Below are 20,168 nucleotides of genomic sequence, written 5' to 3'. Positions count from 1 at the left end.
TTCAACAAGCTCAAGCACAACAAAGCCCTCGCCACCCGCTACGACAAACGCGCCCGCCACTACCAAGCCCTGGTCACCATCGCCTGCCTACGACTCTGGCTCCCCTGACATTGCGGACACGACCTAGACTCCCGGCCATGGATGACACCAGCGCCCTGGACCGGCTCGCCGCGGGCAAATATCTGCTGATCACCAGCTATCGCAAGAACGGCACGTCCGTCGCCACCCCGGTCTGGGTGGTGCGGGACGGGGACGCGCTCGGCGTCTGGTCGGTGACCGACTCCTGGAAGGTGAAGCGGATCCGCAACCGGGCCGACGTACTCGTCGGCCCCTGCGACGTCCGCGGCAACCCGTCCGGCGACTCGGTCCCCGGCACCGCCGAGATCCTCGACCAGCCCGCGACCGACGTCTACCGGGGGCTCCTCGCCCGCAAGTACGGCCTGATGGGCCGCCTCACCCTGCTGGGCAGCCGCCTCCGACGAGGGCGGACGGGCACGGTGGGAATCCGTATCACCCTCACGCAGGCGTAACGGAAGCCTGTCGGTCTCCGCGCCGAACTAGTGTCGGCAGAGATGGCAGGTATTTCATTGCCGGGCCCCTTGAAGGCGGAAAGTGTCGACAGTAGTGTCCGAGTCGACCCCCGCATGAGGAGACCGGCATGCCAGAGCTGCCCCCTGCCCGCCTCGTCCGGCGCGGCGACGAACGGTACGAACGGGCCCGCCTCGACGCCGTCTGGAACGAACGCAAACCCGCACGCCACCCCGACGTCGTCGTCCTCGCCGAGGACGAGCGGGACGTGGTCGCCGCCGTACGGCTCGCCCGCCGCGAGGGACTGACGGTCGGCATCCGCTCCGGCGGCCACAGCTGGGTCGGCAACGGCGTGCGGGACGGCGGCATGCTGCTCGACCTGTCCCGGCTGCGGGACATCACCGTGGACCCGGAGCGGCGGACGGCCACCGCGCAGCCCGCCGCCAAGGGGCCGGAACTGCTCCAACTCCTCGCACCGCACGGCCTGTTCTTCCCCACCGGACACGCGCCGACCGTCGGCCTCGGCGGCTTCCTCGTCGGCGGCGGCTACGGCTGGGACTCCCGCAGGCTCGGCCCCGCCTGCCTCGGCATCGAGGCCGTCGACGTCGTCCTCGCCGACGGTACGCTCGTCCACCGCGCGACCGACGCCACGCACCCCGACCTGCTGTGGGCGGCACGGGGGAGCGGCCCCGGCTTCTTCGGCGTCGTCACCCGCTTCCACCTCGCCCTGCACGACCACCCGCGCCGCATCCGCCGCACGGTGCACAGCTATCCCCTCGACCTGCGCGACGAGGTGCTGACCTGGGCCTACGACAAGCTGGACGACCTCGACCCCGCCGTGGAGTTCTCGGCGAAGGTCGGGTGGGGGTCTGGGGGCCTGCCCCCGGAAAAGCACAGCACTCCGGGGCTCGACCGCAGGACCGTCTCCCTCACGGCGACCGCGTTCTGCGGCAAGGACGACGAACTGCTGGCCCCGCTGGAGGACGCGCCCTTCCGGGACCGAGCCGTACGGTCCGTCGTGGCCGTCGACACGACCATGCCCGAGCTGTACGACGCCGCTGACCGCCTCACCCCGCCCGGCATGCGCTGGGCCCTCGACGGCATCTGGACCGACGGCCCCGTCGAGCGCATCCTCGACGCCTCCCGCCCCCTGTTCGACTCGATCCCGGACACCACCAGCCATGTCCTGTGGATGCTCTGGGGCGGCTTCCCGGAACGGGCGAACGCCTGCTGGTCCAGCCAGGCCAAGGTCTATCTCTCGCCCAACGCGGGCTGGACCGACCCCGCCGAGGACCTCGCCCACGAGCAGTGGGCGCACGGCCAACTGGCCGCGATCCAGCACCTGTCGAAGGGCCTGCAGTTCTCCGACAACAACCTCGCCGACCGCCACGACCACGGACTCAGCCCGGCCAACTCGGCCCGCCTGGAGGAGATCAGGGCCACCTACGACCCCGAGGGCCTGTTCCACACGTACATGACCCCTCGCGAGTCGACCACCGCGTACGCCGCCACCCTCCTTGATCGCCGGCCCGAGGCGCGTCCCGAGCCACGTCCCGAATCGGCCCGGAAGTGACCCCGCGCTTCGACCATGTAGGCATCTCCGTACCGGACTTGGAGGCCGCCACCGCCTGGTACCGCGAGGCACTGGACCTCACCGAGGAGCACGCCTTCGCCGTCCCCGGCACCGATCTGCGTGGGGTGATGCTCCGTCATGCCAGCGGCTACCGCGTCGAGTTGCTGCACCGCCCGGGCGCCGTACCCGGTCTCGCCGCCGACAGCCCCTTGGAGGCCGCGCACACGCTCGGCCTCGGGCACCTCTGCCTCAGCGTGGACACTCCCGCCGAACTCGACCTCGCCTACGCCCGGTTGGTGGCGAAGGGCGCCCTGGAATGCATGACACCGCGTCCCGCGCCGCGCCCGGGCGCCCGGATGGCGTTCGTCGCCGACCCGTACGGCAACCTCATCGAACTGATCGACCGGCCCCCGACGTCCGCTGCGGCCTGAGCAGGAAAAGGTGGGCCCGCTCCCCGAAGGGACAGCGGGCCCACCAGTCACTCGTACGCCACGGACGCTACGGACTCACCCCTGCGAGGCGTCCAGCACCGTCCCCGTGAACTCGGGGCCCGGAATCGGCTCCCCGGTCTCGTCGTCGAAGTCCGTCACGCGTACGCGTACCGACTCCGCCGGCTCGGCCACCGTGTCCGCGACCGTCGGGATGCTCAGGTCCACGCTCGACTCGCCCGCCGGGATCGTCGTCCACAGATAGAGGCCCTCGATCTTGGACAACGGCCGCTCCGGCAGCGGTGACTCGCCGGAGATCTCCGCCAGCCACGCCGGATCGACGTCCGTCGTGGACAGCTCGGTCCCGCCGGTCACCGGCACCACCTCCAGGATGGCGTTCATCTCGGTGCCGGACGTCGCCGACAGCGTCGCACGCCAGGTCAGCGGCTGTCCCTCGGTGACCCGGTCCGCGACCGGCGCGAAGGTCACCGTGGGCCGGGGATCGTCGTTCAGGGCGGTCACCCCGCCGACGTACGAGCCGACGACCGCGCCCCGTACCGCCTTCACGAACACGAACTGCCAGGCGTCGTAGCCGTATTGGGTGTCACCCTTCACCGTCACCGGCACGTCGATGCTCTGCTGCCCGGGGCGCACCGTCACCAGCCGGTTCGTCACCGTCTCCGAACCGGGATTCTGCGCGTACACCCGAACCGTGCCGCTCGCGGCGCCCGGTCCGGCGACCCGGACCGGTACCTGGTAGGTGCGGGTGCCCGAGTCGCCCTCCTTGACGGTCAGCCGGCCGATGTCGACGCGCGGCAGCGCGGCCGGGCGTACGGCGGGCGTGCCCGGGCGCCAGGCCCAGGTGTCGATCAGCCAGGCCTGCCCCGAGCGGCTGCGCGGCGTCAGCTCCACGCTGCGCACCTTGCGCAGGTCGACCCCGGCGGAGACGGCGGCCGACAGCGGTACGCGGACCTCCCGCGCCCAGTACGAGGCCGTCCGGTTGCTCCCGGGCAGCCCGTCCACGCGGACCCGGCCGAGGGTGGCGCGCTTGCCCGCGGTGTCGGTGACCGACACGTCCAGCTGTGTCCCGGTGGTGTTCGGCGGCACGACGACCCGCAGGGCGAGCGCCTTGGCGCCGCGCAGGGACACCGGCCGCTCGGGACGCACCTCGACGGCGGCACCCGGCTGCGACCACTTGAAGGTGATCGCCCGGCGACCGACCTCCGGGCTGGTCACCCAGCCCGCGAAGTGCGGCGACTGCCCGCCGCCCTCCGCGGCCAGACACCTGACCGAGGGCCGGTCGTCCACCGCCGAGCAGAGCCGTCCGCCGCCGCCCTGCACGGTCACCGCGTCGTCCGGCAGGATGCCGGCGGAACGGTTCGCGCCCACGGCGTGCGTGAGGACCCGGGCCGGGTCGGCCGACGGGGCCCGGCGGCCGGAGCCGTCGAGCAGCGGACGTACCCGGTCGTCGCCCGCGACGAACAGCCGGGCCGCCGCCGCGATGTAGGTGGCGCCCGCCTTGTGCTGCTGGTCGGCGGTCAGCCGGGTCCTGGTGCCGACGTCGCACACCGGGTCCTTGCTGTCCGGGTCGGTCCAGAAGTCGTCGTCCGCCGGGGCCTGCGCCTGCCCCGGCGTCCACTCGGTGTTGAAGTAGTTGTGGTTGGCGCCGATCACGTACACCGCGCTGTGCAGCGCCGCGCCACGGCTGATGCCACGGGTGCCGTCCACGGCCAACTCGCCCTGGAGATCGGACACATCGCCGTCGCAGCCCGGCAGGATCGTCACCGACGGCACATCGGCCGCCGGGTTCTGCCCGAAGATCGTCGGGCCGATCAGGACCGTACCCCGGATGTTCCAGCGCACCGGGCCGCCGTACCCGTCCTGGTCGGCGGGCGGGCGGCTCAGGCTGTCCATCGCGGCGCGGTTCACGCCCTCGCCGCCGCGCGAGTGGCCGACCAGCAGCACCCGCGAGAGGTCGGCGACCGGCGCGTTCCGGACGACCGCCGGGGCCGAGGGCCGGTTCGCCGCCCAGTCGGCCCAGTGGGCGAGATGCTGCCGGACGAGGGAGGAGCGGGCCTGTGCCCCGGCGTCCTCGGCGTTCGCGTCCTGGGCGTTGATGCCGTTCGCGGAGATCGACACCGTCACATAGCCCTGCGAGGCCAGGAGCTTCTGGTCGCGCAGATAGCCCCGGTAGCTCGGGATCTGCTTCTCACCGGCCGGGCAGGGCCACTCGCCGCTGATCTCGTCGGTGCCGGGCTTGTAGCAGGTCGAGTGGCGGCCGTGCAGGAACAGGGCGAGCGGCCTGCGGCCGGTGGCGCCGGTCGGCGCGACCACCACGGCCTTCATCTCCACCGGCACGGCAAACCCGGGCAGCTTCACCGAGTCGAGCGTGTACTCGCCCGAGACCGTACGGTACGAGCCCGGCTTGCCGGGGTCGACGGGGTTGGCCGGCGCCGGTGCGGGCGGGGCGACCGCCGCGCGCCGCCCGTCCGGGACGGCGGCGACTCCGGCCGCGTCCAACCGGCGTCCGCCTGCGCGCACTTGGAGGTCGTCGAGCCCCCTGGTGCCCTGAAGTCCCCGCGCGTTCAGGGCGTCTTCGAGCGGGAGCCGGAACGTCCGGCCGTCCTGCGCGGCGTCGGGGCGGCCGAGCAGCCGGTCGCCCGCGTAGAACTCGACGCGCGCGTCACCCATCGGGACCGGTCTGTCCGAGCGCCAGACGAGCTGCCGGTCCGCCCCCTCACCGCTGAACTTCCAGCCCGAGGGCAGCTGTTGGGCCGCCGCCTCCGGCCGGGGCGACGGCTCCGCCTGCGCCCATCCTGGCGATGCCCCCACCACCGCGAGTACCGCCGCAGCGGTGACCCATATTCGCCGGGCACGTAGCAATGGTCTCCTCCTCCTGGCCTTGCTCAGGAGCCCTGGGTTTCCCGACGGCCCCTCTCGCCCCGGAGGACGGGATCAGGGACCTGTGGGTTGCCTGTGGGGAAGTGGAGAAGGAGGAAAGGTAGTTGAGGGACCGTCAAAAATCAGTGTCAGTGCGGTCGTTGGGGCGTCGGACCGTCAGAGCCAGGCGCGGTACGGCTCGTCGAGGAGCTGGAACACCGGCTCGCCGCGCACCGGGTCCTTCGCGGTGGCCAGCCTGACCCGGTCCCCGCTGTGGATACCGGCGGCCGGACCCATCACCCGGCCGCGCACGACGAAGCCCTCGGCCATCTCGACGAGCGACACATTGCGCGCGCCCGGGGTGTTCCGGTTGACCACCGTGGCGTGCCGGACCGTGCCCGAGCCCTCGCTGCGCTCCGTACGCAGATCGCTGCCCGCGCAGACCGGGCAGAGCAGCCGGTGGTACATCGCCGTACCGCACCAGCCGCAGCGCTGGAAGACCAGGGTGTTGGTGCTTGTGTCGGCCGGGGCGTCGAGCAGGCCCGTGGCGGAACCGACGGCCATCGGACGAGTGGCGCCTAGTGAGTGGTACACGGTGTCATCTCCCTGCGCTCGGCCTGAATCCGAAGTGCGCGGTTCGCCGTGCCACCGTGCACGACCTCAGCGTATGGCACTCAGTGTCACGCGTAAAGGCACTGCGTACCCTCAATTCTCCGGCTGATTTGTGAGCGCGGATTCGATCTCCTGGACGACCCGCCACATGGGCGCCCCGCGCCGCGAGACGAGGACCACCACGTCCTCGGTCTCCTGCCGGGGCTCGTTCCCGCCGGGGCCCGGAGGCGGGGTGCCGAACGCGGCCTTCACATAGTCCAGGGCGTGGTCGACGGCCGTGGTCGCGTCGCCCTGGCCGTCCGAGCGCAGCCAGGAGCGCAGCGCGTTGTTGTGGGCCGCGACGACGGCCGCCGCGATCACGTCGGCCCGGAGCATCCCGTCGGTCCGCCCGGCGAAACGGCCGCGCAGAAACGCGGCGAGGGCGCGCTCGTACCGCCAGACCACCGACAGCTCGGAGGCGCGCAGTCCGGGGACCTTCTTGGTGAGGCGGTAGCGCTGGACGGAGAAGGCCGGGTTCTCGGCGTACATCAGGAGCACCATGCGGGCGGCGGCGCACACCCGTTCGACCGGTTCCGTGTCCTCGGGGCTCTCGGCGAGATAGGCCGTCATGTCGGCGAGGCACCGCTCGTGGTCGGGGAAGACCACGTCCTCCTTGGAGGGGAAGTAGCGGAAGAACGACCGCCGCCCGACCCCGGCCAGCGCCACGATCTCGTCCACGGTGGTCTGCTCGTAGCCCCGCTCCAGGAACAGCTGGAAGGCCGCCGCGACCAGGGCGTCCCGCATCGGCGGTTTGGTCATGGACGGGAAACTAGCACCCGGGCGGGGCCGATGGCACTCAGTGCGCTGCGCACGGGGAACTGAGTGCCTCGGAGATCACCCGGGTGCCTCACGCGAGGGTGACCTCGACCGGCAGCTTCTTGATCCCGTTGACGAAGTTCGAGCGCACCCGGGGGACGTCCCCGGCCAGCCGGATGTCGGCGAGGCGCGGAAGCAGCTCCTCGAACATGATCCGGACCTCGGTGCGGGCCAGCAGATTGCCCAGGCACAGATGCGGGCTGCCCTTGCCGAAGGTGACGTGGTCGTTGTCCGTGCGGGCGACGTCGAAGTCGTACGGGTTGCCGAAGACGGCCTCGTCACGGTTGCCGGAGGCGTACCACATGACGACCTTGTCGCCCTCCTTGATCCGCTTGCCGCCCAGTTCCACCTCACGGGTCGCGGTGCGCCGGAAGTGGTAGACGGGGGAGGCCCAGCGCAGGAACTCCTCGACCGCGCCCGGGATCAGCGACGGGTCGTCCTTGAGGCGGGCGAGCTGCTCGGGGTGCTGGAGGAGGGCCAGCATGGAGTGGGTGATGGTGTGCCGGGTGGTCTCGTTGCCGGCGACGACAAGGAGCAGGAAGTAGTTGTCGAAGTCCTGCGCCGACAGCGGGACTCCGTCGCGCGGGGTGGTGTTGACGAGCTTGGAGACCAGGTCCGTACCCGCGCCGCCGCGCCGCTGCCGGGCCAACTCCCGCCCGTACTCGAAGACTTCGAGCGAGGCGGGCGAACGGAAGGGCAGGTCGCGGTACTTCTCGCTCTCCGCGCTGTGCAGCAGCACGTCGGCGTAGTCGGGATCGGTGTTGCCGATGATCCGGTTGCCCCAGTCGATGAGCTGCTGGTTGTCCTCCGGTGGTACGTCCAGCAGCCGGGCCAGGACATTGATGGGGAAGTCGGCGGACACCTCCTTGACGAAGTCGAAGCTCCCCTTGGCGAGCGCCGCGTCCAGGGTCTGGGCGGTGAGCCCGCGCAGGAAGTCGGTGTAGCTGTTGATGACGCCCGCGCCGAACTGCCGCTGGATCACGCTCCGCAGAGCGCGGTGACGCACCCCGTCCAGCTCCAGGATGGAGGCCCGTTTCTTGATCTGGTCCTCGTCGACCTCTTCGAGGTTGACGAACTTGGTGGAGGTGAAGGTCTCCGCGTCCCGGTCGACGCGTGCGATGTCCGCGTGCCGGGTCACCGCCCAGAAACCGGAGTTGGGCGCCTCCTCGGGCTGCCAGTGCACCGGGTCCTCGTGGCGCAGGGTGTGGAACATCCGCCAAGGGGTCACCCCGTCGGTGAAGTTGTCGAGGTCGGCGAGGTCGACGGCGTCCAGGGGGAGTGGCTCTTGGACGGCGGCGGAGGGGAGGGTCTCGGTCATCGAAGGCTCCAGGAGGTCGTGCAGAGAGCAGCAGCTGGATCGGCGGTCAGAGGTGGTAGGCGTACTCGGTGAACTCCCAGTCGGTGACGTGCCGTTGGAAGCGTTCGACCTCGTTGCGCTTGTAGGCGAGGAAGGAGTCGACGAAGTCCTTGCCGAGCACCTCGGTCAGCGCGGTGTCGGCCTCCAGGGCGTCCAGGGCGGCGGGCAGACTCATCGGCAGGACGGCGGAGCGGTCGGTGTCGTAGCCGTAGCCCTCCAGCGGCGCCGCCGGCTCCTCCCCGGCCAGCACGCCGAGCAGCGCGGCGGCCACGGCACCGGCGATCGCGAGATACGGATTCGCGCTGGCGTCCCCGAGCCGCAGCTCCAGCCGGGCCCCGGACCCGCGCTCCGGCGGCACCCGGACCATGGCGCTGCGGTTGTCGAGCCCCCAGTCGATCAGCCAGGGCGCGAGGGTGTCGGGCCCGAAGCGTTTGTACGAGTTCACGGTCGGGTTGAGCAGCGCGGCGAGGGCGGGCGCGTGGGCGAGGAGACCCGCCGCCGCGTGCCGTGCCGTCGCGGACAGCCCGTACGGCGCCGAGGGATCGTCGAAGAGATTGCGCGAGCCGCCGTCCGCGTCGGGGTCCGAGTCGCAGGACAGGTGGAGATGGAAGCCGGAACCGCCCGCGTCGTTGAAGGGCTTCGCCATGAAGGTGGCGAGGCGGCCCTCCTTGCGGGCCAGCTCCTTGATCGCGGCCTTGAAGCGGAAGGCCCGGTCGGCCGCCGACATCGCCTCCGAGTGCAGCAGGTTGATCTCGAACTGGCCGCCGTCGAACTCGTGGTTCCCGCTGAGCACACCGATCTTCAGATCGCGTACGTGACGCAGTGTGCGCAGGAGATGGTTGTCGGGGTCGGCGCGCAGACCGGCCGTGTAGACGACGCCGGGGTCTTGGTTGTAGCGCCGCCAGCCGCTCGCGTCGCCCGGCGCGGGATCGCACAGGAAGTACTCCAGCTCGGGCCCGACCACCGGCCGCAGCCCGTGCTCGGCGCACCGGTCGAGCACCGCGCGCAGCAGGTCGCGGGGTGACTCGGGCGCCGGTGAGCCGGTCGCCGGGTCGAGGACGTCCCCGAGACAGACCGCGACGCCGGGCTCCCAGGGCAGGGCGACGAGGGTCGACAGGTCCGGCCGTACACAGATGTCGGGCAGTCCGGCGTCCAGGCCGCCGCTGACCGGGACCACGTCGCCCTGCGGGCTGGTGTGGTAGACGGCCCGGCAGAAGGCGAGCCCGTGCTCACAGGCGCGCGGCAGTTCGTCGAGCAGGACGTCGCGGGCGCGGTCGGTGCCGATGAGGTCGGGATAGACCACCCGGACCACGTCGATCCCCTCGGCGGCGAGCCGCTCGCTGTGCCGGCGGACTTCTGAAAGGTCGATTTCGCTCACCGTTGTCTCCTCGGGCAGACATCCCGGGCTGGTTGTTTGAGGCCAAACGGTATGGAGGAGTGGTCCGTCCCGCAAGAGGGTGGGGGGAAGAATTTATCCATCCGGATAGCTATTGACCAGGCTCCAGCCACTTCCTATCTTGTTTGAAGCCAAACGAGTCAGGGAGTGGGTCCCCAGCGGGGTCCCCGCCCCCTTTGGCCGGGGCCCGGTCCGACACCGGTCGGGCCCCTCTTCCCCTCCCGTTCTCACCTCACCCCCGTTCCGACGCCCTCACCACCAGGAGGACCGGCCATGAAGGTCGTCGTCGACATGAACAAGTGCCAGGACCACGGCCAGTGCGTCTTCGCCGCCCCCGACGTCTTCTCGATGGACGACGACGGCCATCTGCTGTACGTCGCCGACGCGGACGACGCGCTGCGCGACGAGGTCGAGGAGGCCGCCGACGTCTGCCCGCTGCAGGCCATCCGGATCGAGGACTGACATGCCCGACGGGACGCAGGTGCCCGACGGACGGCGCGTGGTCGTCGTGGGCGCCTCCATGGCCGGACTGCGCGCCGCCGAGCAGTTGCGCGCGGCCGGCTGGACCGGGGCCGTCACGGTCGTCGGCGACGAGCCGCACATGCCCTACAACCGCCCTCCCCTCTCCAAAGAGGTACTGGCGGGCAAGGCCCCCTTCGACTCCCTCGCCTTCACCCCGAAGGCCTCGACGGCGGACGTCGAGTGGCGCCTCGGCACGAAGGCCGTCGCGGCCCGTCTGGCGGAGCGTGCCGTCGACCTCGACGACGGCACGACCCTCTCGTACGACGGTCTGGTCGTCGCCACCGGAATGCGCCCCCGGCGCCTGCGCTGCCCCGGCCCGCAGGCCGGCCGCCACACCGTACGCACCCTCGCCGACGCGCAGGGCCTGCGTGACGAGCTGACCCGGCCCGGCGCCAGGGTCGTCGTGGTCGGCGCGGGCTTCATCGGCTGCGAGGTCGCCGCCACGGCCGTCGGCCTCGGCGTCACCGAGGTCACCGTCGTCGATCCGCTGCCCCTGCCCATGGTGGGGCCCCTCGGTCCGCTGCTCGCCCACGCGCTGCTGCGACGGCACGAGGAACGCGGGGTGCGCTTCGCGCTCGGCACCGGGGTCGCGGGCTTCGAGGGCGACGACCGGGTCACCGGGGTCGTCCTCGACGACGGCACGGTCCTGCCCGCCGACATCGTCGTGGAGTCGGTCGGTTCCACCGCCAACGTCGAGTGGCTGGACGGCAACGGCGTCGACCTCGCCGACGGCGTCCGCACCGATGAGTGGCTCAGGGTCGGCGGACGCCCCGAGGTCGTCGCGGTCGGCGACGTGGCCCGCTTCCCCAACGCCCGCTACGACGGCGTACCCCGCCGCGTCGAGCACTGGTCGATCCCGACGGACACCGCCAAGCACGCGGCGAAGGTGCTGGCCGCTCATCTCGCCGATGGGGGCGGGGAGTTGGCGTTGGCACCTTTCGCGCCGCTGCCCACCTTCTGGAGCGACCAGCACGACTTCCGGCTGCAGTCCTTCGGGGCGCCGGTGCTCGGCCGCGACGACGTCCGGATTCTCGACGGCGACCCGGACGGGGACGTCCTCGTCGGCTACCACGTCGGCGACCGACTCGTCGGGGTCGTCGCCCTGGGCGGGCACGCCGTCGCCTCGAAGGCCGCCCGCTACCGCGCCGAACTGCTCAAGCAGCCCGCCCTCTCAGTCCAAGGAGCCGTCAAGTGACCAGTCCCCGTGGGTTCTTCCACCCCAAGACGGCGAGCGGTGCCTCGTCGCTCATCCCGTCACCGCCCTGGCGCTACTCGGGCGACCTGCTGACCGTCGAGTACCGCACCGATCCGGCACGGGTACGTGAACTGCTGCCCGAGCCGCTGGAGTTGGCGGACGAGGACCCGGGTGCCGTCGCCCTGATCTGGGCCGACTGGCAGTCGTGCTCGTCGGCCGGGGACGAGCTGCTGGATCCCGTGCGGGGGCAGTACAAGGAGGCGTTCGCGGTCGTCCGGTGCAAGTACCGGGGGGAGACGTACTCGCGGTGCGTCTACATCTGGGTCGACAAGGACTTCGCGATCGCGCGTGGGCTGCACCAGGGGTATCCGAAGAAGTTCGGGTCCATTCACCAGACCCGGCCGCATCCTTATGGGCCTGCTCCTCGGATCGAGGCGGGGGCGCGGTTCGGCGCGACGCTGGCTGCTGCTGACCGGCGGTTGGCTCAGGCGGTGGTGACTCTTCGGGAGCCTTCCTCCACGAACGGGTTCGTGAACGGGCATCCCATGGCGCATCACCGGTGGTTGCCGTCGATCGAGAGCGGTAAGGGGTTGGCTCTCGATGAGTTGATCGAGTCCGGGGCGGCTTCGTTCGAGGGTGGGCAGGCGTGGGTCGGGGAGGCGGAGTTGGAGTTGTTCTCAGCGCCTACCGAGGAGCTGGCTCGGCTGGAGATTCGTGAGCCTATTGCTGCGTATTACCGGCAGGTTGGCGTGGTGTGGGATGGCGGGCGGCTTCTGGAGTCGGGGACGTCCGGAGCGTCTGCCGGGTGAGGTAGTGGGCGGGTGCGGGTGCGTCGTGGCTTGTCGCGCAGTTCCCCGCGCCCCTAAAGAACCAGGTCGGTCCAGCCCAACTTCCTTTGATTGGAGCCGTTCTCGTGTCCGAAAAGACTGTCGTCGCCGGTGTTTCCGTCGACACCCGGCATTGGATTGGCGGGCAACGCGTTGCGTCCGCTGACACCTTCACCGACAACTCGCCCATCGATGGCCGTGCCCTCGGGGAGATCGCTCGCGGTGGGCCCGTCGAAGCCGCCGCAGCCGTCGCCGCCGCCAAAGCGGCCTTCCCTGCCTGGGCCGCGACCTCTCGCACTGAACGCGCCCGCATCCTCCACGCCATCGCCGACGGTGTCGAGAAGCGGATCGAAGAGCTGGCCATCGTCGAGACCAACGACAACGGCGCCCTCCTCCGCTCGCACCGCCGGGGTGTCATGCCCCGGGTCGCGCACAACTTCCGTTTCTTCGCGGACTGGTTGCTGAAGCTGGACCACGAGGACTTCGAGACGCGCGGGCACAGCAACCACGTCAGCTGGGACCCGGCCGGGCCGAGCGTGCTGATCACGCCCTGGAACGCGCCCCTGATGCTGGCCACTTGGAAGGTCGCCCCCGCGCTCGCCGCCGGGAACACGGTGATCCTCAAGCCGGCCGAGTGGTCGCCGCTCACCGCTTCCCTGCTGGCCGACATCGCCGCCGAGGCGGGGCTGCCCGCCGGTGTCCTGAACGTCGTCCAGGGCTACGGCTCCGAGATCGGCGACGCGCTCACCTCGCACCCGGACGTACGCCGGATCAGCTTCACCGGGTCCGTACCGACCGCCAAGCACATCGCCGCCTCCGCCGCCGCCAACCTCACCCCGCTCAGCCTCGAACTCGGGGGAAAATCACCGCTGTTGGTGTTCGCGGACGCCGATCTGGAACTGGCCGTCGACCTCGCGGTGGAGCAGTACGACAACGCCGGGCAGGTCTGTCTCGCCGCGACCCGCATCCTCGTCGAGGAGTCGATCGCGGAGGAGTTCACCCGGCGATTCGTCGACAAGGCAACGCGGTTGACCCAGGGCGATCCGCGCGAGGAGGCCACCGACCTCGGGCCCAACATCCATTCCCGGCAGCTGGAGAAGATCGACGGGTTCGTGCAGCGGGCGCTCGCCGCCGGCGCCCGGGCCGTGATCGGCGGGCACCGGTCGGTGGAAGGGGAGCAGTACTACGCGCCCACCCTCCTCACCGATGTCGCCCAGGACTCGGAGGTCGTGCAGGAGGAGGTCTTCGGGCCCGTCCTCACCCTCCAGACCTTCGCCGACGAGGAGGAGGCCGTACGGCTCGCCAACGACACCCGGTTCGGGCTCGCCGCCACCCTCGCCACCGGCGACCCCGAGCGCGCCGAACGCGTGACCGGGCGGCTCGTCGCGGGCACGATCTGGGTCAACTGCTTCTTCGTGCGCGACCTCCAGGCACCCTTCGGCGGCTCCCGCCTCTCCGGGGTCGGCCGCGAAGGCGGCACTTGGAGCTTCGATTTCTACTGCGACCTCAAGAACACCGTCACCGCGCCGAACGGATGGAACAACCATGGGTGAGATCGTCGGAGCGGGACTGCTCGCGCACGTCCCCACCATCGTGCTGCCGGAGGCCGACCGGCTCGAACTGAACGACGGCAAGGAGATCACCCTCGTCACCGGCCTCCATCAGCTCCGCAAGGAGGTCTTCGAGCGCGACGACTACGACACCGTCGTCGTCCTCGACTCGCACTGGGCCACGACCGTCGAGTTCGTCGTCAGCGGTCAGCAGCGCCGGGCCGGTCTCTTCACCTCCGAGGAGCTGCCGCGCGGTATGTGCAGGATGCCGTACGACTATCCCGGTGACCCTGAACTCGCCAACAACATCGCCCAGTTCGCCGACAAGCACGGCACCTGGATCACCCCGATCGACGACGACTACCTGCCCGTCTACTACGCCACCATCAACCTCTGGAAGTTCCTCGGTGAGGGGCTGCCCGACAAGCGGTGGGTGACCATCGGGGTCTGCCAGACCGGTGACATGGAGGACCATCTGCGGCTCGGGCGGGCGCTGGCCGACGGTATCGCCGCCACCCCGGGGCGACGGGTCATCGTCATCGCGTCCGGTGCCCTCTCGCACACCTTCTGGCCGCTGCGCCAGATCCGCGACCACGAGGCCAGCGACCCGGCGCACATCTTCACGCCGGAGGCCCGGGCGGCCGACGAGGAGCGCATCGGCTGGTTCAAGGAGGGGCGCCACGACCAGGTCCTCGACACCATGCCGGAGTTCTGGAAGTACAAGCCCGAGGCGAAGTTCTTCCACTACCTGATGATGGCCGGCGCCCTCGGCGAACAGGCCTGCACCGCACCCGCCCGCCAGTACGGCGAGTACGAGAACTCCGTCGGCACCGGCCAGGTCCACCTCTGGTTCGACCGACCCGCCGCCGGCTGGACCGCCCCCCGAACCCCCGTACAGGAGCCCTGACATGCCCGAATACCGTCGCATTCTGCTGGACGGCGCCACCGTCCAGGTCACTGTCGAGGGCGATGAACTCGTCGCCGGGGACGGCCGCCGCGTCAAGATCGAGGAGGCCCAGCACCTGCCTCCCGTCGTGCCCTCCAAGGTCGTCGCCGTGCACCTCAACCACCGCAGCCGGGTGGACGAGTTCCAGATCCAACTCACCTCCACCCCGACCTACTTCCACAAGCCGACCTCCGCCCTCAACTCCCACAAGGGCGCCATCGTCCGCCCCGAGGGCTGCAAGTGGCTCAACTACGAGGGCGAGGTCGCCATCGTCATCGGGAAGACCGCGCGGAACATCTCGCAGGCCGAGGCGGGGGAGTACATCGCCGGTTACACCGTCGCCAACGACTACGGCCTGCACGACTTCCGCGACACCGACGCCGGTTCGATGCTCCGGGTCAAGGGCTCCGACACCCTCTGCCCGCTCGGCCCGGGGCTCGTCACCGACTGGGACTTCCACGGCAAGTACCTGCGCACGTACGTCAACGGCGAGGTCGTACAGGACGGTTCGACCGACGAGATGGAGTGGGACATGCACTACCTCGTCGCCGACATCGCCCGCACGATCACCCTCTACCCGGGCGACGTCCTCCTCTCCGGTACGCCCGCCAACTCGCGGCCCGTCCAGCCCGGCGACATCGTCGAGGTGGAGGTCGAGGGCCTCGGCCGGCTGACCAACCACATCGTCACCGGACCGACCCCGATCCGTACCGACGTCGGCGCCCAGCCCACCGAGTCCGAGGAGGTCCTGTCGACCGCGCTCGGCGGCGACTGGGAGTTCCGCGGCATCCGGGCGCCACGGCGTTGACGCCCGTCAACGGGCGCCACGGTGTTGACGTCGGTCAACGGGCATCAGGGTGTTGACCATGGTCACAGGTAGGGTCACGAGCATGACCGAGCCCGCCGCCCCGCGCCGCCCCCGCAAGCGCGTGACCTACGGAGCCGGCCGCGAGGCCCTGCTGAACGCCGCCGTACGCGTGGTGGCCCGCGGCGGGCTCCGCAAGCTCACGTACCGGGCGGTCGCCGAGGAGGCGGGGGTCACCCACGGGCTCGTCGTGCACCACTTCGGCTCGCGCGACGCGCTCATCGAGGAAGCCCTCGCCCACGCCATCCACTCCTCCCTGACCAGCAGCGACCTCGAAACGGGCACCGGCAGGGTGGCCGACTTCTCGGCCGGCCTGACGGAGATGGTCGCGAGCGGCCCCGACCTCCAGGCCTTCCAGTACGAACTGCTGCTGGAGTCCCGCCGCAGGCCCGAGCTGCTGCAGCACCTGCGGGCCCTCTACGACGACGAGTACTTCGAGGCGACCCGTCGCGAGCTGGCCCAGCTGCTGCCCGGGCCGGTCGACGAGGGACTGTCCCGCATGGTCTTCGCCACGCTGGAGGGACTGGTCCTGCACCAGCTCGTCTTCGGCGAGCGCGAGATCATCGAGGACGCCCTCGAAGAGCTGCGCAAGGTCCTGCGGCTCCTGGCCGCCGACCGCGACCGCAACGGTGAGGCCTGAGCCGCGAGGCCCGAGCCGTCGCTGATCTCGGCCGTCGATCACGGCCGTCGATCACGGCCGTCGATTACGGGTGTGTAAGAAAACCCGTCGGTACCGGAATCACCCCGCCGGACCCCTTGCCAAACGGATAGTTCCACCCCACCATGAGGCAACTCGTTTGGCCTGAAACGATTCTCCCTCTTCCCCTGGCAGGTGATCCGAGTGGACAGTCAGACGGTCTCAGCAGAGCAGACCGCGCGGGACGCATCCACCGCAGGCAAGCTCAAGCCCAACGCCCTCGGCGTCCTGGGCATCCTCTTCCTCGTCCTGTCCGCCCAGGCGCCGCTCACGGGTATCGCCGGGTCGGTCCCCATCTCCGTCGCCATCGGCAACGGCCCCGGCACCGCCGGTGCGTACGTCCTGGTCGGCGTCGTGACCCTGCTCTTCGCCGTCGGCTTCGTCACCATGGGCCGCCACGTCGTCGACGCGGGCGCCTTCTACACGTACATCGGCAAAGGCCTCGGGCGGACCGCCGGCGCGGGCAGCGCGGGCGTCGCCCTCTTCGCGTACTGCGCCATCCAGGCCGCCATGTACGGGCTGTACGGCGCCATCGTCAACGGCCTGGTCAGCGCCCACACCGGGCTCGACCTGCCGTGGTGGGTGTGGTCGCTGGCCACCATGGCGATCGTGCAGCTGCTCGGCGCCACCGGCATCGACATGGGCGCCAAACTGCTGGCCGTCTTCGTCCTCGCCGAGTTCAGCATCCTGCTCGTCTTCAGCCTGGTCACCCTCTTCAAGGGCGGCGGCCCGGAGGGCCTCGGCATCTCGGAGACCTTCTCGCCGAGCGCCGTGACCCAGGGTGCACCCGGCGTGGCCGTGATGTTCGCCCTCGCGTCCATGTTCGGTTTCGAGGCCACCGCGATCTACGGCGAGGAGGCGCGCGAACCCAAGAAGACCGTCCCCCGGGCCACCTACCTCGCGATCGTCGTGGTCGTCGGCTTCTTCGCCCTGACCTCCTGGATGCTGGTCTCCGCACACGGCGCCTCGAACGCCGTCGCGGAGGCGGGCAAGGCGCTGGAGAGCGGCGACTCGACGGCGTTCGTCTTCGCCCCGATCGCCACCCAGTTCGGCGACTGGGTCAACGACGTCCTGCCGATCCTGCTGGCCACCTCCCTCTTCGCCGGCCTCCTCACCTTCCACAACTCGGCCAACCGCTACCTCTTCTCGCTCGGCCGCGACGGACTGCTGCCCGGTCGCCTCTGTACGCTGAACAGCCGCCGTTCGCCGTGGATGGCGGGCTGCGTGCAGACGGCCGTCGCGGTGGCCCTGGTCGTCCCGTTCGCCCTCGCGGGCAAGGACCCGGTGCTGACGCTCTTCTCCTGGTTCAGCGGGGTCGCCGTACTCGGCATGATGCTCCTCTACCTGCTGACCTCGGTCTCCGTGATCGTCTTCTTCCGCCGCGAACGCCTCGACACACGCGTGTGGAACACCCTGATCGCCCCCGCCCTGGCCACGGTCGCCGTCGCGGGCGCGGTGTGGCTGATCCTCGACAACTTCACCACCCTCATCGGCGGCGACAGCGGCACCGCCCTGTGGCTGGAGCTGACCGTCCCGGCGGTCATGGCCGCCGGGCTGATCACCGCGCGACTGACCCGCCCGCGCGTACCGGCCGCCGACGCCTGATCCGGCTGTCAGTCCGCCCGCCCACCTCCGGAGCGGCATCGGCCGCTCCGGAGGCACGTCCCCTCAACCCCCCTCGCATATCCACCAGTTCTGGAGGCCCGCATGTCGCCTGTCACCCACGACGAGTGGCTCAGCCGAGCCAAGGCGCCGGTGGTGTACGGCGCGCACCACATCGACGGCCGGGACGAACCCGGCGGCGGCGCCACCTTCGCGGTCGTCTCACCGCGCGACGGCCAGGTACTGACCGAGGTCGCCGACGGCGGACCCGCCGAGGTGAACGCCGCTGTAGCCGCCGCCCGCAGGGCCTTCGACACCGGCCCGTGGCCACGCCTGGCACCCGCCGAGCGGGGCCGGATTCTGCTCCGACTGGCCGAACTCCTGGAAGAACAGCGGGAGTCGCTCGCCCTCACCGTGACATTGGAGATGGGCAAGCCGATCACGGACGCGCACGACATCGAACTGCGCGCCGCCATCAACACCTTCCGCTTCTACGGCCAGTTGGCCGACAAACTCACCGACGAGTCCCCGCACACCGCCCCCGACGCGCTCGCCCTGGTCACCCGCGAACCGGCAGGCGTCGTAGGAGCGGTCGTCCCCTGGAACTTCCCGCTGACGCTGGCGAGTTGGAAGGTCGCCCCGGCGCTCGCCGCCGGCTGCACGGTCGTCCTGAAGCCGTCGGAGAACTCCCCCCTCTCGGCGTCGGCGCTCGGCCGACTCGGTACCGAGGCCGGACTGCCACCGGGCGTCCTCAACGTCGTCACCGGCGACGGACCGGGCGCCGGCCGTGCACTAGGCCTCCACCCCGACGTCGACGTACTGGCGTTCACCGGCTCCACCGCCGTCGGCCGCCACTTCCTCCACTACTCCGCCGACTCCAACCTCAAGCGCGTCTGGCTGGAGTTGGGCGGCAAGTCGCCCAACATCATCCTCCCCGACGCCCCCGACCTGGAGAAGGCCGCCGCCACCGCGGCCTGGGGCATCTTCTTCAACCAGGGCGAGATGTGCACGGCCCCCTCCAGGCTCCTGGTCCACTCCTCCGTCGCCGAACAGGTCACCGACGCGATCGTCCGCCGAGCACGCGAACTGCGCGTCGGCGACCCCCTCGACCCCGCCACGGAGATGGGCGCGCTGGTCAGGGAGGCCCACCTGGACCGCGTACTCGACCACATCGGCACAGGCACGGAGGAAGGCGCCCGCCTGCGCACGGGCGGTACGCGAGTCCTGGAGCGAACCGGCGGCACGTACCTGGAGCCGACAGTCTTCGACCAGGTCAGCGCCGACTCGCGCCTCGCCCGTGAGGAGATCTTCGGCCCGGTCCTGTCCGTCCTCACCTTCGACGACGTCGACGAGGCGGTACGGCTGGCCAACGCCACCGAGTACGGCCTCGCCGCCGGCCTGTGGACCTCGAACCTGACCACCGCCCACCAGGTCTCGCGGGCTCTGAAGGCCGGCACGGTCTGGGTCAACTGCTACGAGGAGGGCGACCTGACCGTCCCCTTCGGCGGCATGAAGCAGTCCGGCAACGGCCGCGACAAGTCCGCGCACGCCCTGGAGAAGTACACCGAACTCAAGACGACCTGGATCCAGCTGTGACGACACGACCAAGACCGCTCATCGCCATCCCGGCCCGCTTCGCCGCCTCGACGTCCGCACTGCGCTACGCCGCCGAGGTCAACGCCCGTGCGCTCATCGAGGCCGTCTGGCGGGCAGGCGGCGAACCGGCGACCATCCATCCCGCTGCCTGCACCGACCCCGAGGTCGCCGCCCGCCTGGCCCGCTTCGACGGCGTCCTCCTCCCCGGCGGCGGAGACCTGGCCCCACACCGCTACGGCGCCCCCGACACCCACGACACGGTGTACGACGTCGACGACCTCCAGGACACCTTCGACCTCCAAGTGGCCCGCACCGCAATGGAGTCGGGCCTCCCCCTCCTCGCGATCTGCCGGGGCCTCCAGGTCGTGAACGTGGCCCTGGGCGGCACTCTCCACCAGGACATGGGCGGCCCGGAACGCGAACACCGGCATGTCGTGCACCCGGTGACGATCAGTCAGGGCTCTTTGCTGGCCCGGGTGGTTGACGGGGAGAAGGTGGAGGCGTCCTGCTATCACCACCAGCGCGTCGACCGTCCGGGCACGGGTTTGGTGGCGACGGCCACGGCAGCGGACGGCACGATCGAGGCACTCGAAATTCCGGACGCCCAGGGCTGGTTCATGTCGGTCCAGTGGCACCCGGAAGACACGGCACACGAGGACCCGACCCAACAGTCCCTGTTCAACGCGCTGGTCGAGGCAGGAGACCGTCTCTAGGGGCGCGGGGAACTGCGCGACAAGCC

The 20,168-nt window shown here is 70.7% G+C and carries 18 protein-coding genes and 1 pseudogene; 14 read left to right on the top strand and 5 right to left on the bottom strand.

The window, feature by feature from the left end; translation table 11 throughout:
* The 4 genes and pseudogenes from CW359_RS25650 to CW359_RS25635 form a co-directional block, all read left to right on the top strand.
* A pseudogene (locus tag CW359_RS25650) lies at positions 1 to 108 on the top strand (IS5/IS1182 family transposase); the annotation flags it as partial.
* A 29-nt stretch (positions 109 to 137) separates the two neighbouring features.
* Positions 138 to 530, top strand: a complete 393-nt coding sequence (locus CW359_RS25645) for a PPOX class F420-dependent oxidoreductase (protein WP_105972475.1) — start codon at positions 138 to 140, stop codon at positions 528 to 530.
* A 128-nt stretch (positions 531 to 658) separates the two neighbouring features.
* Positions 659 to 2,101: an FAD-binding oxidoreductase gene (locus tag CW359_RS25640; protein WP_105972474.1), complete on the top strand. Its 1,443-nt coding sequence runs from the start codon at positions 659 to 661 to the stop codon at positions 2,099 to 2,101.
* Positions 2,098 to 2,532: a VOC family protein gene (locus CW359_RS25635; protein ID WP_105972473.1), complete on the top strand. Its 435-nt coding sequence runs from the start codon at positions 2,098 to 2,100 to the stop codon at positions 2,530 to 2,532. Before CW359_RS25640 ends, CW359_RS25635 begins: the two co-directional genes overlap by 4 nt.
* A gap of 75 nt (positions 2,533 to 2,607) precedes the next feature.
* Here the strand turns inward: CW359_RS25635 and CW359_RS25630 are convergent, their stop codons facing one another.
* The 5 genes from CW359_RS25630 to CW359_RS25610 form a co-directional block, all read right to left on the bottom strand.
* Positions 2,608 to 5,412, bottom strand: a complete 2,805-nt coding sequence (locus CW359_RS25630; RefSeq protein ID WP_105972472.1) for a hypothetical protein — start codon at positions 5,410 to 5,412, stop codon at positions 2,608 to 2,610.
* Between the two features lie 174 nt (positions 5,413 to 5,586).
* Entirely contained in the window at positions 5,587 to 5,973 is a 387-nt protein-coding gene (locus CW359_RS25625) for a Zn-ribbon domain-containing OB-fold protein (RefSeq protein ID WP_105972471.1), read from the bottom strand.
* Positions 5,974 to 6,114: 141 nt separating this feature from the next.
* On the bottom strand, positions 6,115 to 6,804 hold the full coding sequence (locus tag CW359_RS25620) for a TetR family transcriptional regulator (protein WP_198655384.1): 690 nt from the start codon (positions 6,802 to 6,804) through the stop codon (positions 6,115 to 6,117).
* Between the two features lie 103 nt (positions 6,805 to 6,907).
* The gene (locus tag CW359_RS25615) at positions 6,908 to 8,194 is read right to left on the bottom strand and encodes a cytochrome P450 (RefSeq protein WP_105972469.1); all 1,287 of its coding nucleotides are present in this window, start codon (positions 8,192 to 8,194) and stop codon (positions 6,908 to 6,910) included.
* Between the two features lie 46 nt (positions 8,195 to 8,240).
* A complete protein-coding gene (locus CW359_RS25610) occupies positions 8,241 to 9,611 on the bottom strand; it encodes a glutamine synthetase family protein (protein ID WP_105972468.1) in 1,371 nt (456 codons plus the stop codon).
* Between the two features lie 291 nt (positions 9,612 to 9,902).
* On the opposite strand from CW359_RS25610, the gene CW359_RS25605 reads away from it, so the two are divergent.
* From CW359_RS25605 to CW359_RS25560, 10 genes are all read left to right on the top strand, one after another.
* Positions 9,903 to 10,091: a ferredoxin gene (locus CW359_RS25605; protein WP_105972467.1), complete on the top strand. Its 189-nt coding sequence runs from the start codon at positions 9,903 to 9,905 to the stop codon at positions 10,089 to 10,091.
* 1 nt (position 10,092) lies between these two features.
* Positions 10,093 to 11,346 (top strand): NAD(P)/FAD-dependent oxidoreductase, encoded by a 1,254-nt coding sequence (locus CW359_RS25600; protein ID WP_198655380.1) that lies wholly within the window; start codon positions 10,093 to 10,095, stop codon positions 11,344 to 11,346.
* Positions 11,343 to 12,155 carry an acetoacetate decarboxylase family protein gene (locus tag CW359_RS25595; RefSeq protein ID WP_105972466.1) on the top strand — a complete coding sequence of 271 codons (813 nt, stop codon included), beginning with the start codon at positions 11,343 to 11,345 and terminating at the stop codon, positions 12,153 to 12,155. The genes CW359_RS25600 and CW359_RS25595 overlap by 4 nt, the downstream gene beginning before the upstream one ends.
* Before the next feature lie 104 nt (positions 12,156 to 12,259).
* Positions 12,260 to 13,726, top strand: coding sequence for an aldehyde dehydrogenase (locus CW359_RS25590; protein ID WP_105972465.1), 1,467 nt, complete (start codon positions 12,260 to 12,262; stop codon positions 13,724 to 13,726).
* Positions 13,719 to 14,630, top strand: coding sequence for a 3,4-dihydroxyphenylacetate 2,3-dioxygenase (locus CW359_RS25585; RefSeq protein ID WP_105972464.1), 912 nt, complete (start codon positions 13,719 to 13,721; stop codon positions 14,628 to 14,630). The genes CW359_RS25590 and CW359_RS25585 overlap by 8 nt, the downstream gene beginning before the upstream one ends.
* Position 14,631: 1 nt before the next feature.
* A complete protein-coding gene (locus CW359_RS25580; RefSeq protein WP_105972463.1) occupies positions 14,632 to 15,477 on the top strand; it encodes a fumarylacetoacetate hydrolase family protein in 846 nt (281 codons plus the stop codon).
* Between the two features lie 82 nt (positions 15,478 to 15,559).
* Positions 15,560 to 16,174 (top strand): TetR/AcrR family transcriptional regulator, encoded by a 615-nt coding sequence (locus CW359_RS25575; RefSeq protein ID WP_105972462.1) that lies wholly within the window; start codon positions 15,560 to 15,562, stop codon positions 16,172 to 16,174.
* A gap of 201 nt (positions 16,175 to 16,375) precedes the next feature.
* Positions 16,376 to 17,836, top strand: a complete 1,461-nt coding sequence (locus CW359_RS25570) for an APC family permease (RefSeq protein WP_105972461.1) — start codon at positions 16,376 to 16,378, stop codon at positions 17,834 to 17,836.
* A gap of 102 nt (positions 17,837 to 17,938) precedes the next feature.
* Positions 17,939 to 19,429 (top strand): aldehyde dehydrogenase, encoded by a 1,491-nt coding sequence (locus tag CW359_RS25565; RefSeq protein WP_105972460.1) that lies wholly within the window; start codon positions 17,939 to 17,941, stop codon positions 19,427 to 19,429.
* Positions 19,426 to 20,142 (top strand): gamma-glutamyl-gamma-aminobutyrate hydrolase family protein, encoded by a 717-nt coding sequence (locus tag CW359_RS25560; protein WP_105972459.1) that lies wholly within the window; start codon positions 19,426 to 19,428, stop codon positions 20,140 to 20,142. Before CW359_RS25565 ends, CW359_RS25560 begins: the two co-directional genes overlap by 4 nt.
* The last annotated feature ends 26 nt before the right edge of the window (positions 20,143 to 20,168 follow it).

The organism is Streptomyces geranii (genome assembly GCF_002954775.1).
Taxonomy (GTDB): Bacteria; Actinomycetota; Actinomycetes; order Streptomycetales; family Streptomycetaceae; genus Streptomyces; species Streptomyces geranii.
Note: the sequence above shows the minus strand (reverse complement) of the source record. Positions and strands in the feature narration are given on the sequence as shown.

Coding starts and splice junctions, on each gene's coding strand:
- CW359_RS25640 (WP_105972474.1), top strand. CDS start 659: ATGCCAGAGCTGCCCCCTGCCCGCCTCGTCCGGCGCGGCGACGAACGG.
- CW359_RS25600 (WP_198655380.1), top strand. CDS start 10,093: ATGCCCGACGGGACGCAGGTGCCCGACGGACGGCGCGTGGTCGTCGTG.
- CW359_RS25580 (WP_105972463.1), top strand. CDS start 14,632: ATGCCCGAATACCGTCGCATTCTGCTGGACGGCGCCACCGTCCAGGTC.
- CW359_RS25620 (WP_198655384.1), bottom strand. CDS start 6,804: ATGCGGGACGCCCTGGTCGCGGCGGCCTTCCAGCTGTTCCTGGAGCGG.
- CW359_RS25615 (WP_105972469.1), bottom strand. CDS start 8,194: ATGACCGAGACCCTCCCCTCCGCCGCCGTCCAAGAGCCACTCCCCCTG.
- CW359_RS25625 (WP_105972471.1), bottom strand. CDS start 5,973: ATGGCCGTCGGTTCCGCCACGGGCCTGCTCGACGCCCCGGCCGACACA.
- CW359_RS25645 (WP_105972475.1), top strand. CDS start 138: ATGGATGACACCAGCGCCCTGGACCGGCTCGCCGCGGGCAAATATCTG.
- CW359_RS25605 (WP_105972467.1), top strand. CDS start 9,903: ATGAAGGTCGTCGTCGACATGAACAAGTGCCAGGACCACGGCCAGTGC.
- CW359_RS25575 (WP_105972462.1), top strand. CDS start 15,560: ATGACCGAGCCCGCCGCCCCGCGCCGCCCCCGCAAGCGCGTGACCTAC.
- CW359_RS25585 (WP_105972464.1), top strand. CDS start 13,719: ATGGGTGAGATCGTCGGAGCGGGACTGCTCGCGCACGTCCCCACCATC.
- CW359_RS25565 (WP_105972460.1), top strand. CDS start 17,939: ATGTCGCCTGTCACCCACGACGAGTGGCTCAGCCGAGCCAAGGCGCCG.